Origin of the sequence: Nocardia sp. JW2, from assembly GCF_051843015.1 — a bacterium.
GTDB classification, from domain to species: Bacteria; Actinomycetota; Actinomycetes; order Mycobacteriales; family Mycobacteriaceae; genus Nocardia; species Nocardia coubleae.
On the sequence record NZ_JBPXLK010000002.1, the window covers coordinates 259,650 to 276,448 of the forward strand.

At 64.3% G+C, this 16,799-nt stretch carries 2 protein-coding genes; one reads left to right on the forward strand and one right to left on the reverse strand.

Annotated elements, in window-relative coordinates:
* The first annotated feature begins 6 nt into the window (after positions 1-6).
* Positions 7-1,131, forward strand: coding sequence for an alpha/beta fold hydrolase (locus ACSVDM_RS04250; protein WP_439262957.1), 1,125 nt, complete (start codon positions 7-9; stop codon positions 1,129-1,131).
* A 327-nt stretch (positions 1,132-1,458) separates the two neighbouring features.
* Here ACSVDM_RS04250 and ACSVDM_RS04255 read toward each other — a convergent pair whose 3' ends face one another.
* The gene (locus tag ACSVDM_RS04255) at positions 1,459-16,794 is read right to left on the reverse strand and encodes a toxin glutamine deamidase domain-containing protein (RefSeq protein ID WP_439262959.1); all 15,336 of its coding nucleotides are present in this window, start codon (positions 16,792-16,794) and stop codon (positions 1,459-1,461) included.
* Positions 16,795-16,799: the final 5 nt, after the last annotated feature.

Below are 16,799 nucleotides of genomic sequence, written 5' to 3' on the forward strand. Positions count from 1 at the left end.
AGAACCATGAGCAAGACGGTCAACGGAATCACGTTCTCCACTCCCGAGGAAGCGGGCGTCGAGCAGCTGACACCCGAGGAATTCGCCGCGGCGCGAGCGATGTTCGCCGCGGCGCGACGGCAGGCCGAAGACGAGCAGGTCGACGGACCGTTCTATCCCGCGATCGAACCGTACGACCACGGCATGCTCGGGGTCGGCGACGGGCATTCGATCTACTGGGAGGTCAGCGGCAACCCGGACGGCAAACCCGCCGTTGTCGTCCACGACATCGGTGCCGGTGGTGGCCGTGACGTCCGGCAGATGTTCGACCCGGCGGTGTATCGCATCGTGGTGTTCGACCAGCGCGGATCAGGAGCGAGCACGCCGCACGCGAGCGAGCCGACCACCTCGATGGAGTTCATCACCACAACGCACCTCCTCGCCGACCTGGAACGACTGCGGACTCATCTGCGGGTCGATCGCTGGTTGATCTACGCCGAAGCGTGGGGATGTGCCGTGGCACTGGCCTATGCGGAGCAGTATCCACAACACGTGACCGAACTCGTCCTGGTCGAAGTGGCGCTGTTCCGGCGTGAGGAAATCAACTGGTTGTTCGGCGGCCTCGCGCGGATCATGCCCGCGCAATGGGAGATCTTCACCGATGAACTGGAATTGATCGGTGCCAAGGAGGATCCGGTCGCGGGCTACCACACTCTGTTGAACCACGGCGAATTGTCGGTGCGCGAGCAGGCTGCGGCGAGCTGGTGCGAATGGCTCGGTTCAGTCATCGCTCGCGAAACGCCGGATGCTCCCTGGCCGTTCAGCGAGCATTCACCTGCCGAGCTGATGGCCGTGGCGCGAATCGGTGCGAATTTCTTCGCGCACAGCGCATGGCTCGACGACGATCAGATCCTGCGGGATATCAACAGGATCGCCCATATTCCCGTCACCCTGGTCCAGGGTGAACTCGACCTCACCACGCCCGCGAAGAACGCGTGGGACCTGGGCCGCGCGTTGCCGAATTCGCTGCTCTACACCGACCACGAAGCGGGGCATATGTTCGGATTCGGGCTCCTGTCGACGGCGATGTATGCCCTTGAACAGTTCGCCGCGGACCGGCCTTTCACCGGGTGGAACTCGTCGATGATGTGACGCTTGAGGTCGCGGGCTGGTGGGAAGTTGTGCTTGCGGAAGTAGTGTGGGACGGCCCCGGCCCAGATCCATGCTCCGTCGGTGCGGTAGTTGCGGGGGACATCGAACTCGCCGGGGGCGAATTCTTCTTCCTCTTCCCGGCCCTGATCTTTGTATTTCTCCTCGAACCCGGGGGCCAGTCGTCCATGCTCGGGAACAGTTGGTGTTCGTCGAGGAACGAAAAGAAGCGTCTCCCACTCGCTTTGTTCCGTTCTTCTAGAAAATCTTGCATTAAAATGTCGTCCAATATGGCGTGCTCGGCGGGTGAGCAATCGGGGCGGGTGGCGCTTATTCTGGACTCGATGTTCTTGACGGAATCTCGTAGTTTTCCTGAGTCCTCGTTGAATTCGAAACCTCGGCGTGCGCCGACAGGGTGAACGGCACATCGACCGGTGGTTGTCGTGCCGTGATCGTCGGCTCGGCGATCGGTCGGGCGGTGTTCTCCTCGTGGGTCGGGCGCGTGGGGTTCGGGTCGAGTGTCGAGCGGTCCGTCACCGGGGTTCCGGGGGCGAAGCCATCGGTGGTGGTGGGGGTGGTCGTGCCGTCGGGGTGGTGGGTCACCCACTCGCCGTCGGGTGGGATGCGCGGGCGACGGTTGCCGGTCGAGTCGATCTCCACCGCGCTCGTGTAGACGCGGCCGTGTTCGTCGGTCCAGGCGCGGGCCGTCGGGGCGAGGACATCGGTGCCGAGATGTGCGGCGAGCCGGGCGGCGAAAGGACCCGAGGCGGCGTCGCAGCCGATGAGACGGATGGGGGTCCGTCCATCCCATCGCGTGTGGTGTCTGAGCAGATCGCCGTATTCTTCCGGGCTGAAGCGCCGCCCACCGATAACTGCCGCGCCGGCGTCGTCGAGGTGGACATCGGCGGTGAAGTACCGGTCGTCGCGGTGTACGCGGCCCGCGAGATCGGCCATCGCCGGGTCGTCGGAATGGTGCGCGACACCGGCTTCGGTGTCCGATCCGTACCGCGCGTGGGCCTCGGCGACGGACGGGGTCAGTATTTCACCGAGTGGCTGGGCGGAAGGGGCAACGTGTTTCGGTTGGGTCTGGTCCTCGGCCGGGCTTGCCGGTTCCGTTGTAGTGGCGACCGGTGGTGCTTGCTGTTCATCAGCCGAGTCGACCGGCTGTCGATAAGGCGACCCGGTAAGGGATGTGTCGGGGTCGGACGTGGGTGTCGCTACCAGCCCGCTGTCCATCAAGGTGATCTCCATGACTCCGGTCTCGGAGTTCAACTGCCGCGAGATCACCTGGAAACTGAAATAGCTGTCCAGAATGACAACAGGATTTCCGTGCTTGCGGGCGTACGCGCTGACATCTTTTCCGGTAGCCATCAGCATTGTAAACGCGACCTGGCCTGCGTCCGCAGGAATCGGGCTCTTGAATGCTATTCGGTCATCCTGGTAGAGGACAAAGTTCCCTGGGCGATATTTGCTGATGATGGTGTCCAACTGCAATGAGCCGACTCGATACGCTAGGCCTTGATAGTTCGGCAGGCTGATCAATGCATTGTAGAAATCGGTGCTTTCACTGCGGGTGAGTGGGCCGTGCATAAATTTGCGCAGCGCCCGCTTCTGGAACATGTTGATTTCGAGGGAGCGTGGACTGAAATTATTGCGATACCAACTCTGCTTCTTTTCCGCATGTCGACGGAATTCGCTGGTATCGGGTATTGCTACCGGTCCGGCTTCTGACGGGGCTGCGGGCGTACCCGCCGGGTCGAAGAAGAATGTGTGAAACCTCTTGTAACCGTGGAATTTATCCTGGCTGACCTCGGATAGGGGTGAGGTGCTCCGAGTTGCCGGATCGTAGATCGAGATCCGGTCGCCGTGGTTGGTCAGCAGGACGAAGTCGACACTTCTTTGGTTTGGGTCTCGGCGGCTTATCGTCGTGCTCTGGTTCTCGATACCGACGATCGCGGTGCTGCCGGTGCCGAGGTTGTGAAGGTAGTGGGCGAGCCACGTCGAGTTCGAGAACGGTGTGGCTGGGCGGCCCGTTATCGCGGCTATCTCCGCCGGCGTCATCGCGTTCGCGGCAACGCGATGGATATCGACCAGCGGCGCGGCGGTGGGAGGTGTAGGGGTGTGCTCGGCGACTGCGGACCGGAGTTCGTAACGCTGCGGATCGGTATCCGGTGTGTCGGTATCGGGTGTGGACGGGACGGCGATGGCGCGAGTGAGGGCGTCGGTCGCGACATCGAGTGCTCGGTGAAGGTCGCCTGTTTCCATGAGAGCGACTTCCATGACCCCGGTGTCCGGGTCGAGGTGGCGGGAGATCACCTGGAACTCGGTGCCGAGGCCGAACACGATGGAGTTCGCCGTACGGCGGAAGTAGTGGCCGAGATCTTTTCCGGTCGAGGACAAGATCGTGAACTCGACATCCCCGGCGACGGTCGGCAACCGTTTCTTCGACGCGGTCGCATGGCCCGGGTCACGCACGATTTCACCCGGCATGTAGTCCGCGAGGAGGGTCTCGATCGGTAGCGTTTCGACACGGTATACGACGGCGTGGTAGTCAGAAAATTTGGCGAGCGTTTCGTGGAATCGGGTGCTGGCGGTCCAGCGCGTGCCCGCGCCGGCCCGCAATTCTTCGTTTATCGAGTCCAGATCATCATCGTAGGTTCGAAGCGCGGCCCGGTCGCTGGACGTCAGCGTAATCGGTTGCGGGCTGACTCGGCTCCGGTAGATTCCGGCGGATTTCTCGGAGGCTTTCTGCAACTCGGCGATATCGTCTACTTTGGTGGGTCCGGGCTCGGTCGGTGCTATCGGCAGACCGGCTGGATCGATAAAATAGGTGAGAAATCCGGTGGCGAACCCGCGCCCGGTCTTTCGGTATCGAGTAGTCTCGGAGAATACAGCTGTCGATTGCGTGGCCGGGTCGTAGAGTGTTATTACTCCGTGGTTGTTGGTGAGTACGTAGGTATTTTCGTTTACTGCATCGTCGATCAGTTGATCGTTGCGTGCACGGGATCTGGCATTCTTTCCTTTTGAAAGTCCTTGTTGCTGAACGCAGATCATGGCCATGCTTCCATGACCGTGGTGGCGTAGGTAGGTCTCGATCCATTCCGGGTCGTGGAACGGCGTCGGCTCACGCCCCATAGCGTCGTTGACCTGGGCCAGACTCATGTGGTTCTGCCCGACCGGTTGCGGCTGGATAAAGCTGCTCGCGGTCATCGCTCGGATGTGGGTGACCGCGAGGACGGCGCGATGATGGATGCCCGGCTCGGTGTAGTCGCTGGTCAAAGCTCGTCGGCTCGGCCTCGCCGCCTCTGGCACCACCAGCTCCACCAAGTCGATGTGTAAGATTCCGGTGTGCGGATCGAGTACGCGGTTGACTACGGAAAATGATGTGCCGCGTTCGAAAACGATATCCGAGTATTGCTTGTCAGATATGAGTGACCCTGCACGCCGGTAGAAGTTCCTCGGATCGCCGAAAAGTCGTGCGGACTTGGATTGTATGGCGAGGTGTACGTTGAGACTACTGTCTGTAGGCTTGAAATTCCGCCTAGTAGCTAAAATGTAGCCGGGCTCATGGACAACAGTGCTTTCCTGGTAAAGGACGGCTTCTGTCCAGGGTAGTGTGGTGTAATGATGAGCGATGCCTTCGTGTGGGGGGAGCGCTCTCAGGGACGTGTCTATATTGTTGATCCACTCGCGTAAGTGAGGCGTGAAGATATTTTCGCGCAGTGCCTTTGTGTACGAAGGTGCGTTCATCAGCAGGACTTCGAGAGTTCTATTGTCGGATTTGCTTCGGAGTGCATGCCTACTGAACGGGGAGGGAATTCGCTTTTCGTTCGGGCGGTCCATCGTCGCGATGTGCCGGTCGTCGAGGCCGGGTTCTGCCGACGCGGTCATCGGCTCGATGGGATGTCCATCGATATCGTAGAAGAGGGCCTTCGTCTGACTAAGGGTTCGTTCGGACGGCCGGTATTCCTGGGTAGTGTCCGTAGCCGCGTCGTAAATGGTGACGAGCCCGTCGCCGTGGTTTGTCAGGACCGCACAGCGGTTGTTCAAGTTGGCAGCGGCACTGTCGTCTCGGTGCTGCTCGACGATGAACGCTGTGCTGCCCGGACCGTGTAGTTGGAGGTGGCCGACCACCCAGTCGGCTTGCACAAGTGTTGTCCAATATTGATGCCCAGCGCGCGTGAGCACCTCACCCATGGTCATCCAGCGCCCGCCACCTGGCTGAATGGCGACACTCCCAGTTTTCTCCCGAAGATGGGTCAGTGCCAGTTCGGCTCTGAGCCCGTCGGCAGCGGGCCCGGGGTGTGGTGACGGTGGTCGTTCGAGGTCACGGAACGCCGTCGGTGATTTCTTCACACCCGGGCTCGAAGGATCACGAACAACGTTCCCTTCGGAGTCGAAGTACACAGCGCTGTACTGCGGGTACGCCAAAGGAATCAACGGGGTAGCGGTGCTGACCGTATGGGTACCCGGATCGTAGAAGCTGAGCTCACCGTCGCGATTGGTGGCGACGAAGGTGTATGTGTTCAGTCCTCTGCGTGTCTCGGCATTTGACCAGTCCTGATCTCGACCGTAGTCGTAATCCCTCGGGAAGCCGACTGCGCTGTACGAATCGCCGAGCTCGTGCAGTCGTTCGAGGATGTCGGAAAGGTTTGTCAGCCAGAACCTACCGCCGGCTGCGGTCGTGAACTGCTCGAAGGTCATCCCATCTGGCTCGATGTGATCGGGGATCTGAATGGCTACGCTGCCGGTCACCTCCTTCAGGTACTTCAGCGCCAGCGCAGCTCGCTGACCACCGGCGGTCGGATCGAACAACTCGATTCGGTGGCGTGGGCCAGGGGCAGTTTGCGCGAGACCGGGGGATGGATCTGCCGGGTGTACTCGGTCGCCACCGTTCTGGTTGCCCAGCTCGGCCACTCGGCTTCGGTTGTGGTCGGTAGCGACCTCGGGTGTGAACGTTTCCGGGGCGGGAGTTTCTGTGTCGGTCAGTACTCCGCTGTCAGTTGCTGTGGCCAGGTGCCGTGGGTCTGGAACCAGCTGCGGATGTGGGCCGCGGCCATGCTGTGCGGGTTGCTCGTCGGGGAGTAGGCGAAGTTCCTCGGATAGATCACCAGGTCGGAGTCGGGTTCGGTCGCGCCCGGAAGGGTCAGTGACTCCAGTTGCATCCGGTACCACACCCGGTCCCCCTCGTCCCGGGTCAGTGTCAGGTGCAGGCGGGTCTGGAAGGGGAAGATCTGGGGTCCGGGTTGTTCGCCGTTCCGTATCGCTGCCCGGTACCTCTCGATCGCCATGTTCGGAGACCAGCTCGGAAACAGGTAGATCACTCCTGTTTCGGCTGTCAGGATCATGATCGGCAGCCCGGTCGGGTACTCGCGGTCCGCCGGGACCCGTTGGATCACCCAGCCTTCGGTGAATTCCTCGACGATCTCCGTTTCCGGGTCTTCCCATCGGAGGTTCTTCGCGAGGTACTCCTTGGCTTCTGCTGCGGTCTTGATCGGTAGCGGCACGGAATGGGCTCCCATCGGCTCGTATCGGAATTGTGTTCAGCGCGTCCAGTTCTCGGATTTCCCGGGGTGGCGCATCCCACGTCTCCTGAGATTGCGCGTCCCACCACACTGGCCCGGACGCGTCGACGGGGTAGACGACGACCAGGATATGCCGCATGCCGCTGGGCCAGGTGAACCCGACGAATGCCGACGCGCCCGGGCCGAGTTCGGCGATCAGGGCATGCAACCGGTCAGCCGGCGAACCGGGCCCGTGTGCGAGATCGACCGACTCGGCCCCAAGCCATTGTCGTATCGCGTCGAGGTCGCCGATGCCGTGATATTCCGGAAGTCGTCCGGGGATGATGATCGATTGCGCGGCGCGGGCGACCGTTGGCGCGCCGTTGAAGGTCATGATCGCGGCGACGGCGGCTTCCCAGCAGTTCGCACTGCGGCTTTGCGTCGAACGGCCACCGGGGTTGATCAGCCGGGCGGTGGGGTGGGTGCGTGGGTCGGCGCCACGCGTATAGCGGTCGCCGTCCAACGCAGCAGCACGCAGTTCTTCCTGGTAGTGCTGGTGCTCGAGGGCAACTGGTGGGTGGAACGCGTAGGCACGCGCGTCGGCGATCGGAGGCAGCGGCGATCCGGTGTTGGCTGCGGCCGTCTGGTGGGCTATTTCGTCGCGCAGTTCGTAGAGCTCCATGCCGTCCAGGCGCATCCCCTTGTTCGGGGAGTTGTTGACAGGCTGCAGGCCGAAGTGGTTACGCAGGTACATCGCGATTTCGGACGAGGTGGCGTCGGGCGCGATGCCCTGTGGGATGAGGCCACGGACCCGGGAGATCGGGACGCGGAGGTGGGCGGCTTCGGGGTCGTCGACGAACTCGCTGCGAACGTGGAGGGTGGTTCCGTCCGGCAACCGCATCGGCGGGTTCTGCGCGTCGTCGTTGTCGTGGCTGGAAAGTGCTTCGGCTCCGAATATTTCGGCTGTTGCTCGCTGAGTCAGTGCACGGATGTCGGCGAGTTCAGCCGGGCTGATTTCGCCGACTGGTCGAAGGTGAATTCGCAGGGTGAGTTCGGTGATCGGGCTCTGCCCGGTGCGATGACCGATGTCGAAACCGGGAGTCGGGGTAGGTGCGTCCGAGTCGAGATAGTCGGTGTCACCGAGTGGTTCTTCCAGCTGACGGTGCGGGCCATCAGTGTCTAGACCTCGAGTGTGCCCGTCTCCGGCCAGTCGCCCGTCTCCGCGCGACGCTCCAGGATCCAGTGCGCCGCCTGAGTGTCGAGATAGGACGTCGGGCTGTACTCCGAGTCCAGTTTGTCGATCGTCAGCAGGTAGCCCGCCGCCGGTTCGCTCTCCTCGGACAGGGATTGCAGTCGGATCAGGTAGCGGACCTGCATTATTTCGTTGGATGTCAGTTGCAGGTGTATCCGGGTGAGCGGCGGGTACAGCTGGTGCCCAGGTAGCGGGGCCCCGGTTTTCATTGCCTCGATGTACTGGTCGATCAGCGGATTGTTCCGTGTGCTCGGCAGACTGGTGATCACTCCGGACTGGGAATTCAGAATGAACTTGGGAGCTCCGACCGGCATGTCCAGCGGATCCTCTGGGATCGGCCAGCACACCGTCGCTATCCAGCCGTACTCGAACGGGTAGACCGACACCGGGTACGTGAGCCCCAATGCTCGGATAATGTACTGCTGGGCCTGCTCCGGCGTTCGGATCGGTGTATTCAAGGGCGGGTGTCCCATCTGGTCGTAGGGGAATGGCGGAAAGGATTACGGCGCCCTCGACATACTTGCTCGGCGGGCCGTCCCATACGGCCTGTTCTTGTGGACACCACCACACCGGGCCGGGTGCGTCGAGCGGAAAGACAACGAGCAGAGCATGGCCGTTGAGGGTTCGGGTTCCGTGCGCGTCGGTCTCCTGCCATCCGACGAAAACGGGTGCGGCGGCACCGGGCCCGAGTTCGGCGACGTATTGCTGCAGCATCTCGAACGAAGCGAGGTCGATTTTTCGGTTGCTCCACGACATGAGGCCCGCGCGCAGCCAATCGGCCATGGTGGCCGCTGTACCGGCCGCCCTGTCGCCGCGCACCGGCGGGGCGACCTGTGGGTCACCGTGAAAGGTGAGCAATGCCGACACCACAGCTGCCCAGCAGTTGTTGCCGCGACCGAGCACGGTATGCCCGCCGGGGTTGATCAGGTCGGCAACCACACTGGTCCGTGGATCGAATCCGCGGATATACCCGCCTTCTGGCAATCGAGCTGCCCGTTCCAGCGCGATCTGCGGGGACTCACTTTCCAGTAGCGCCAACGCTTCTCGGGCCTTGGTGGTCCCGAATGCGTAGTGGGCGTCCGGGACCGCAGGCCGGAATCCGCCCAAACGGGCTTCTCGCGTGAGTACATCGACATCACCCTCGTCGACGGTGAGTCCGTTCGGCATGGAGCTGGTCGGCGGCAACCCGAGGTGCTCACGCACAGCGACCGCGAGCAGCCGCGCGGCCTCGTCGATATCGGCCGTCTCGACAGGCGCAGGGACAGACAGGTGGGCACCGTCGGGGTCCGCGACCGGATCGATGGTGAACTGATAGGGCGTCCCCGTGACGGGCGAATACCATTTACCGGACCCGAAAACGATGGTGTGGGCCGAGTCCACGATTGATCGGACGTGTCGGCTGTTGTCGCCGGATTCCGGAATACCCAGATCGAAATGCAACCGAATACGGAGTTCGGCCGCCCCGCCGTCCGTGGCCGTTTCGGCGATGAAGTCGAAGTGGGGACCGGTGAATACCGCAGAACTCACAGGTGGCACGGACGCAGTGGCGGGGGTGATCGCGGGCAACCCGCTCGCGTTCGAACCCCGAACCGGGGTATCGATGCCGCTGTCGCGTGCGCCACCCCGGAGCTCGGCCTCGACGACGTGCACTCGGCCGTGTTCATCGACGAAGACGCGCCGAAAGGACAACTGTTCACCGCGCGCGAGGCGCTGCCAGTGTTCTTTGGCCGACAGCGTGTTCAGATGGGGATCTGCTCCCTCGAAAGCGACAAGTGTGCGCCCCGCCACCCCTGGCAGCGCGCCGATGCCGTGGTCTGCCGGTGCGACGCCTGCCGCGGCGAGCACGTCGGCGATGGCCAGGTCGGTGGCCTCGTCCGACAACAGTTTCGCCTCGTCGCGGGCAGAAAGGTACTTCGAAAAGTGGTCGCTCGCGGCACTTTTCAGGGAACGTAGGGTGCGGATGTCCTGGTAGTGGGCAATCTCCTCGGCCTGCGTCGCCCCGTTGCGGCTGACGGCCTCTCGCGCTGCCGCGATCGCGGTGTCGATGTGCTGGTTGATCCGGTCGTGGGTGATGCGTGGCCCGGCCGTGGTCGCCCCGGTGTCGAGCGCGCGGTAGATCTCGGTCAGTGTGTCGGCGGCGGATTTCGCGTGCCGCATCGCTCGGTTCGCTCGGGAGGTGTGGTCGGCGATCGTCGCGGCGGCCAGTGGTGAGGTCTCGTGTGGCCGGGGTGTGCCGTAGCTCCAGGCCGCCTCCGGTGCGAGGGAGATCTCGTGCGCCGAACGTTGCTGTTCGACCGTGGCCGTGAACTCAGCGACGATATCGGCGAGTTCGATGGCGAACTGCCCGCCTATCCGCGCGGTGCTGTCTGCCCTGTCGGCCAGGTCGACCGATTCCGCGATCACCGCATCACGAGCGGTGGCGAAGCGCGCTATCGCCTGGCCACGCGCCTCTTCGATCCGGTCGACGGAGGCCGAATCGAGGACGAATGCGGCGTCGGTCGGCACGGTCGCGCGGACGATCGCGTCGAGCTGGTCGAGGGCGACCCGCTCGACGGCGTCCAGGTGTTCGTTGGCGGTTCGGTACGGGTTGTCGCCTTGTGGCGCCGACCGATCCACGACATGTATCTCGCCGGCCTCGTCGACCACGACCCGCTGGAAGTCGATCTCCGTACCGGCCGCGGTCAATTCACGCCACACCCGGTCATCGATCAGCGGCTGCGTCACGCGGTTCGGGCTGACCACGAGCGCGCGGGCGTCTTCGCCGTCGAGGATGCCAACGCCATCGGCCGGCACAGTCGCCCCGGCCGCGTGCAGGACTTCCGCCACGGCCGCGTCGTCGACCAGTTTCCGGAGATCACGTTCGAGGGCATGCGCGTCGATCAAACGCTCGATCAGTTGCTCGGCCTCGGCGCGCACTCGCGTCAATCGCTCCTGTTCGCGATCGCGCTCCAGCCGCTCGAGTGAGAAGCGCACCATCTCATCCGGAGATGCGGGTGCGCGGTCGAATTCCGGGGCAGATCGCGACAGCTCGGCGTCGATCCGGTCGATGAGTGCTCGCCCCAGCGCTCGCGGGCCGTCGCCCGTTCGTTCGAGACTGTCGCCGAGAACATCGGTGGCCAGCGCCGTGATTCGGCGGGCCGCGCGATGCTGCTCCCCTTGCGCCGCGGCGATCCGGCCCATAAGGGCGGCGCGGTCGACGACTTGCTGACCATGCGACGGCAGGTCGGCAGCTCGCGCGGTGGGCGACTGGTGTTGCTCTGCGGTGCTTTCCGCCACCGGCAACGCTTCATCGGCTCGCGACTCGGCCGGTTCCAGCGCCCTTGATGGCGACCGGGCCGGGAGTGTGGGCTCAGGCTCGAGTGGCTGCGGCGCGTATTTGATACCGGCTCGCCACGCCTCGGGCGGTGCACGGTGACTGCTCCAATCGAAACCGAGCCCGATCGCGTGCCTGTCGCCCTCGCGCCAGCTCGCGTCCGGGTTCTCAACGAGGTACCGGCTGCCGACCAAACTGTTGTGGAGCAGCAGGATGTCGTCGTCCAACGGTGTGCCGTCGGTCAACCGGTTCCATGCCTCGGCGATATCGGCGACGGCATCCATCCGCTGACGTACCGGATTTCCGGTGCGACGGTCGATGACCAGGTGCCGATCGTGCATCAGGTGATTCTTTATCTGCCTGATTTCGCCGTGTGTGAATTCTGTGCTCGCGAGATGTTCGAACACCGAGGTGGCGACCGGCGAGTCATAGTCGAGAACAGATTCGATGAGATCGGCGGCTGTGTGGCGCAAGTCTTCGCGCAACTGTGCCGAAACCCAATCGGTGAGCTTGCCGAGTGTTTCTTCGTTTGCCCGCCAGAATCTGTGGTCGAGGCCGCGTACAGTTTTTCTGATCTTGTCGATGACCTTGTCGGCCTGTTGAATTCGTCGGGCGTCATCATGGGCCGCCAGATTGGCTATGATTTTGTCGATATCGCTGTCGTCGGCCCGAAAACGCGCATATTCCGCATCGGCCCAGGCCTGTACTCGCGCCCAGGACTCTCGCTCATTTTGCGCGCGCTCGCGCAATGGTTCGCTCGGCGGGTCCGTGAGGTCGACATGTTCGGAGGCATCCCACTGATGGAATCGAGGCTGCGAGTCGACGGGGACCCGGTAATCGAGGTCGGTGAATCGGTACATTCCGCGAAGCCACGGATGCCATTTGAATTTGAAGGCCAGTCGTGCGGGGTTGGCCGGGTCGTGATACCGCCGCATGCCCGCGAAGACGCCGAACGTTTCCAGAACCAGACGCGAAAGGTTGTACAGCAGGCCATCGGTCGCCAAGGAAGCGGTCTGCATCCCGGTATCGAAGTGTCCCCCCATCGGAACGGCAGGAGTCAGTTCGGTAAGGACGTGACGATCGGGAATTCGGTCGAAGTTGGCAAAAATCGAGGTCTGGATCGGGTCCATCGCCCAGCCGGTGATCCCCTTCGGCGGCTCCTTGGTCGGGTCGAGCTCCTTACCGTTCCCGAACCATTTCGGAGTGGAATCAGGGCCGGTCGTCCACGGTTTGGAGGGGTCGATGAAGCGCTCATGCCCTGCTCCATCACGCCAGATGGTGATGTCCGACGGCATGTGTGCCGCGAGACCGGTTCGTCCGGGACCTGCCATCACCCGCTGCGGTGGCGTGGCGTCGACCAACTGCCAGTTGCCTCGCTCGTCGGCTATCACGTGCTTGAACTCGACGCTGGTTGCCGGTGTTCGAAACGCGCGTGCGACCGCGGGGGATTGCTGAAGGGCCGACAGCAGTGTCTCGTCCAGCTCGGAGCGGAGGGTGCCCATGGCTGTGCGTGGAGCGAGGACGATCAGGCGCGGATGGTCGCCCGTGATCAGACCGACACGGCCGGTGAGCATTTGTCCGCCGAGGCGCGTCACTTCCTCCTGGCCGGCGCCTCTGAGTAGCGCCATCCTGTCGAGCGCGCGGCCGATCATGTTGTCCGCGAGCTCCACCCGACGCGTTGCGTCGGCCAACATGCTCGACAGGCGTCGGCGTTCGGTCGGGCTCTCGTTGTCAGCGGCCAATCGCGCCGCGAGGTCGTCGCGCATGGCCCGGTATGGTTCGGCCGCGAGGGTTGTTTCGGCGCGCTCCTGTGCGATGGCATCCAGGGCGTCCAGGACGGCAGGCGAAATGGATGTTCCCCGCGACTCGCCGGTCAGCTCAGCGATCCGACGGCCATAGGCGGCCCAATCCCAGTCCAGCTTGGCAACGCGCCATGCGGCGGCCTGTAGTTTGGCGATCTCCTTGCGCCTGCGGTCGAGCGTCTCGTCCGAGACCGCCTCGGCGACGGTGTAGTCGTAGAGATCGCCTTGGGCGGAGACGTTCTCCCGGCCGATGAGGCGGTCGTGCAGTCGGCGCACGGTGGCTTCGAGGTTGTGCGGGATCAGTGCGACATCAGGATCGTCGATTCCATGCCGTCCGGCGCGCTCGTCCCGCTTCGCTCGTTGCAACCAGCGCTCTTGGGCGAGTGCGTCTCGTTGGGCGACCAGCTCATCGATCGCACGGCGGTGCAATGACTCTGGATCGAGGCTCGATGTTGCTCGCGTCTGGGGCAACCGGACTGTCACGTCCGCGACTGCCTGCGTGCGCAGGACATTGACGTGGGCCGTCGAGTCGATGACCAGTACCCGCAGAAAGACGATCTGCGTGTCGGGCCGCGTGAGCGCGGAGGCGAGTGTGGGGCTGTGCGGGAGCGCCTTGCTCAGCAACTGGTGCATGCGCTCTTGGTCGGGAATATCGCCGTAGACGAGGAGAAGAATCCTGGTGGGATCACTGCCCGACATCGCGACGCGGTCCGTCACCCGGTGCGCACCGAGCGCTGCGAGATAGTCGGCCCCCGCGAGCACGGTGGCTGCCGCGGTTTTGGCCGCGGACTGTTGGACGCGCGGGTCGTCGGGCTGTGCTACCCGGTCGCTGCGCACCGACTCCATCAGCTCATCGCGCTCTCGACCGAGCGCGTCGACCTGTCGCAGTGTTTCCGGCGAGAGGGTGTGCTGAGTTGAGCGCGGCCCGTTCGGCAGCGTGGCTCGCGGGGCCGATGGCGCTGATGGGCTCGGGACAGTCGAGAGGGCTTGTGGGGCAACCGGGTCGGTGGCCGGCTGCGGTGTGGTCGCCGGTCGAGTCGCAGCTCCCGATTCGACGTCGGTCAGTACGATCTGGCCCGCAGCTGTCAGTTGGAGGTGCCGGTACCGGACAGATACGTCGCCGAGTGCGGCAACAGCCGCTTCGTCGAGCACGGTGTGCGGGTCCGGCGAGGTCGTAACGACCAGGTATCGCACCGGATCGCCGGCAAGTACACCGATGCCGTCGACCACGCGGGCGCCGGCAGCGGTGAGAACATCGTGTACGGCGGCCTGTTCGGCTTTCGTGCGGTTGTCTCGGTTGGCGCCGTGCGCGTGCTGATACACGTTCAGTTGACGGCTGACTTCGACCATCGTGTGGCGAAGTCGCCCGGCCGCGGCATCGGCCGCTTTCAGGTGCTCCATCTGCTCGACGTTCGATAGCCCGCCCGTATGCGCGCCGAGCCCCTCGCGAGCGATCTGGGCATCAATGGCGGCGAGCAGGCGGGCCGCGAGTGCAGCAGGTTCGCCCGTGTGGTCGATTTCGAGGTCGCGCGCGATCTGGACGAGCTTCGCCGCGGCAGCATCGCGCTCGGCCGCGGCGTGCTCTGCGGCGCGCAGAAACTCGTTGATATGCGGGCGGTGTACTGGACTGATGGTGGGGGTGCCCGCGACGGTCCAACCGGGGACGAGGGTCGGCGTGTGATCGGCCGGATCCAGTGGCCGATCGCTTCCCGGTCGGGCCGGTGCCTCTGCGGGGTGTTCAGTGGCCGTAGTCGGCGGTGTCGCCGAGTTCGTGTCCGAATTGATTGCGGGGGAGGGTGGTTCGAGTTCGGACCGTCGTGCCTGGATCGGGATGTCGTTCGGGGTGGCTGATGTGGCCGCGCCCGCTGTGCGGCTCGACGGCACTTCGGCAGCGGTGTGGGCTGCTGATGTCGGGTCGGGTCGCGTGGCTGATCTGTGCTCGAGCGCAGTGTCGCGATTCGCACTCTCGTGTGGACGGTTCGCCTTTGATCTCGGGCCGGGGGGTGCCGGGCTCGTTGTCGCAGAACCGGATACGGGTGCCGCGGTAGCGGGGATCGCGCTCAGTGGGGGGAGCGTAGTCGAGGCAGGCGTGATGCTCGGTGCGCCCGCGGCGGACGTTGGTGCCGAGCCTGTTGCGGTGGGCGACTGGTTGTCGACCACAGTGGCGGCGAGGTCTTCGGCGGGTGACATCGTTGCGCCGGTGGGCGTGAGGTCGGTCTGCCCTGCGTCGACAGTGGTCTCGGCGGCTACCGGCGCGTTCGATGTGCCGTTTACGTCGGTGCCAGGAGCGCCTGTGTCCGCAGTTTCGGTGGCGGCTGCGGGGGGCGATGCTGTTGTGTTGCTCGGCGAGTCGGTAGTTGTCGGTGTCGTGGACGTGGCCTCGGCCGGTGCGCCGGCGGCCTGCTCGGTGGAGATGTCGGTCTGGTCTTGGGCCTGCTGATCGTCGGTGGCGGTGGTATCGCTGTTGTCAGTGGTGGCTTCGCCGTTCGTCGAACCGGCGTCGATCGGTGTTCGAGTGGTGTCGGTTTCGGGGTTGACACCGGCCGTGGGGGCAGCGGTGTCGGTTTGTCCAGTGGGGTGGGTCGTGTCGGAAGTGGTTTCTGTGGTCGCGGCCGAGCCCTGCGCGGTTGTGGTGTCGGCCTCACCACCGCTGTGGTTGGTTCCTGTCTCGGCCGCGGTGCTCGAGCCTGCTCCGTTGCCGTTGCCGTTGCCGTTGCCGTTGCCGTTGCCGTTGCCGTTGCCGGCTCGGCTTTCGGTGGTGCTGTTCGGTTCGGAGCTGGTGCGGGGGGTGTCGCGGGGGTCGGTGAAGGGTTGTCCGGCGAAATCGGAGTGACCGCGGGCGCCGTGGATGGCGGAGGGGATTGCGCCGGAGGTGGCGCCGCCGGTGAACGAGCGCGGGTCGAAGTCCCATTGGCCGGTGAGTTTTCCGGTGGCGAGGTAGGCGGCGGTGGCGCCGGCCAGACCTGCGCCTGCGCCGGTGAGTGCGCCGTTGCGGGCGCCTGACCAGCCGCCGTTGGTGGTGGGGAGTCTGCGTCCGAGGCCGAAGCCGGTGGCGCCGCCGACGCCGCCGGCGATGGCGGAGATGGCGGCGGTGTCCCAGAGGGCTTCGGAGTTGTAGCCGTCGGTGTGGCCGGACTTGTACTGGATGTGTTGGACGGCGAGCTCTTGGCTGGTGCCTTGGCCGAATTCGACGAAGGATTCTTGGACGATTTCGTAGACGAGTTTGGGCAGGATGCGGTCGCGGACCTCCTCGGTGACGTTTTCGGCGACGTTTCTGCCGGTGGCTCGCATGAGGCCGCGTCCGAGGGCGGCGAAGATTTTGCGGGCGGTGGCGATGACGACGGCTTGGGCGAGTCCGGCGCCGGGTCCGGCGGCGAGTGCCCAGGCGATTTCGGCCAGGAGCCAGGCGCCGGCGATGTAGAAGTTGAGTTTGGCGGCTTGGAGTTGGTCGCCACCGGTGTCGGCGGCGGTGGCGAGTTTGGTCCAGTGGTCGGCGAGTTGGGCGAGGGACCCGTTCTTGTCGGGACCTTGGCCGTCGATGAGGGGTTGGATCCATTGCAGGATGGATTCGCCGCCGTGTCCTTGGGGGTAGGCGGCGTTGACGGTGGTGACGATGTTCTCGAGGTCGGGGACCAGTGCTTCGGCGTCGTCTGCGGCGGTTTGGAGGTCTTTGCCCATCTGCCACATGAGGTCTTCGTTGCCGTGTGGCCAGTCGGAGCCGACGAGCCATTCGAACGGCTCGAGCCAAGACGGGAAGCTCAGCGCCACAAGAGATCCCGGAGTCGCGATCTGCACGGGCA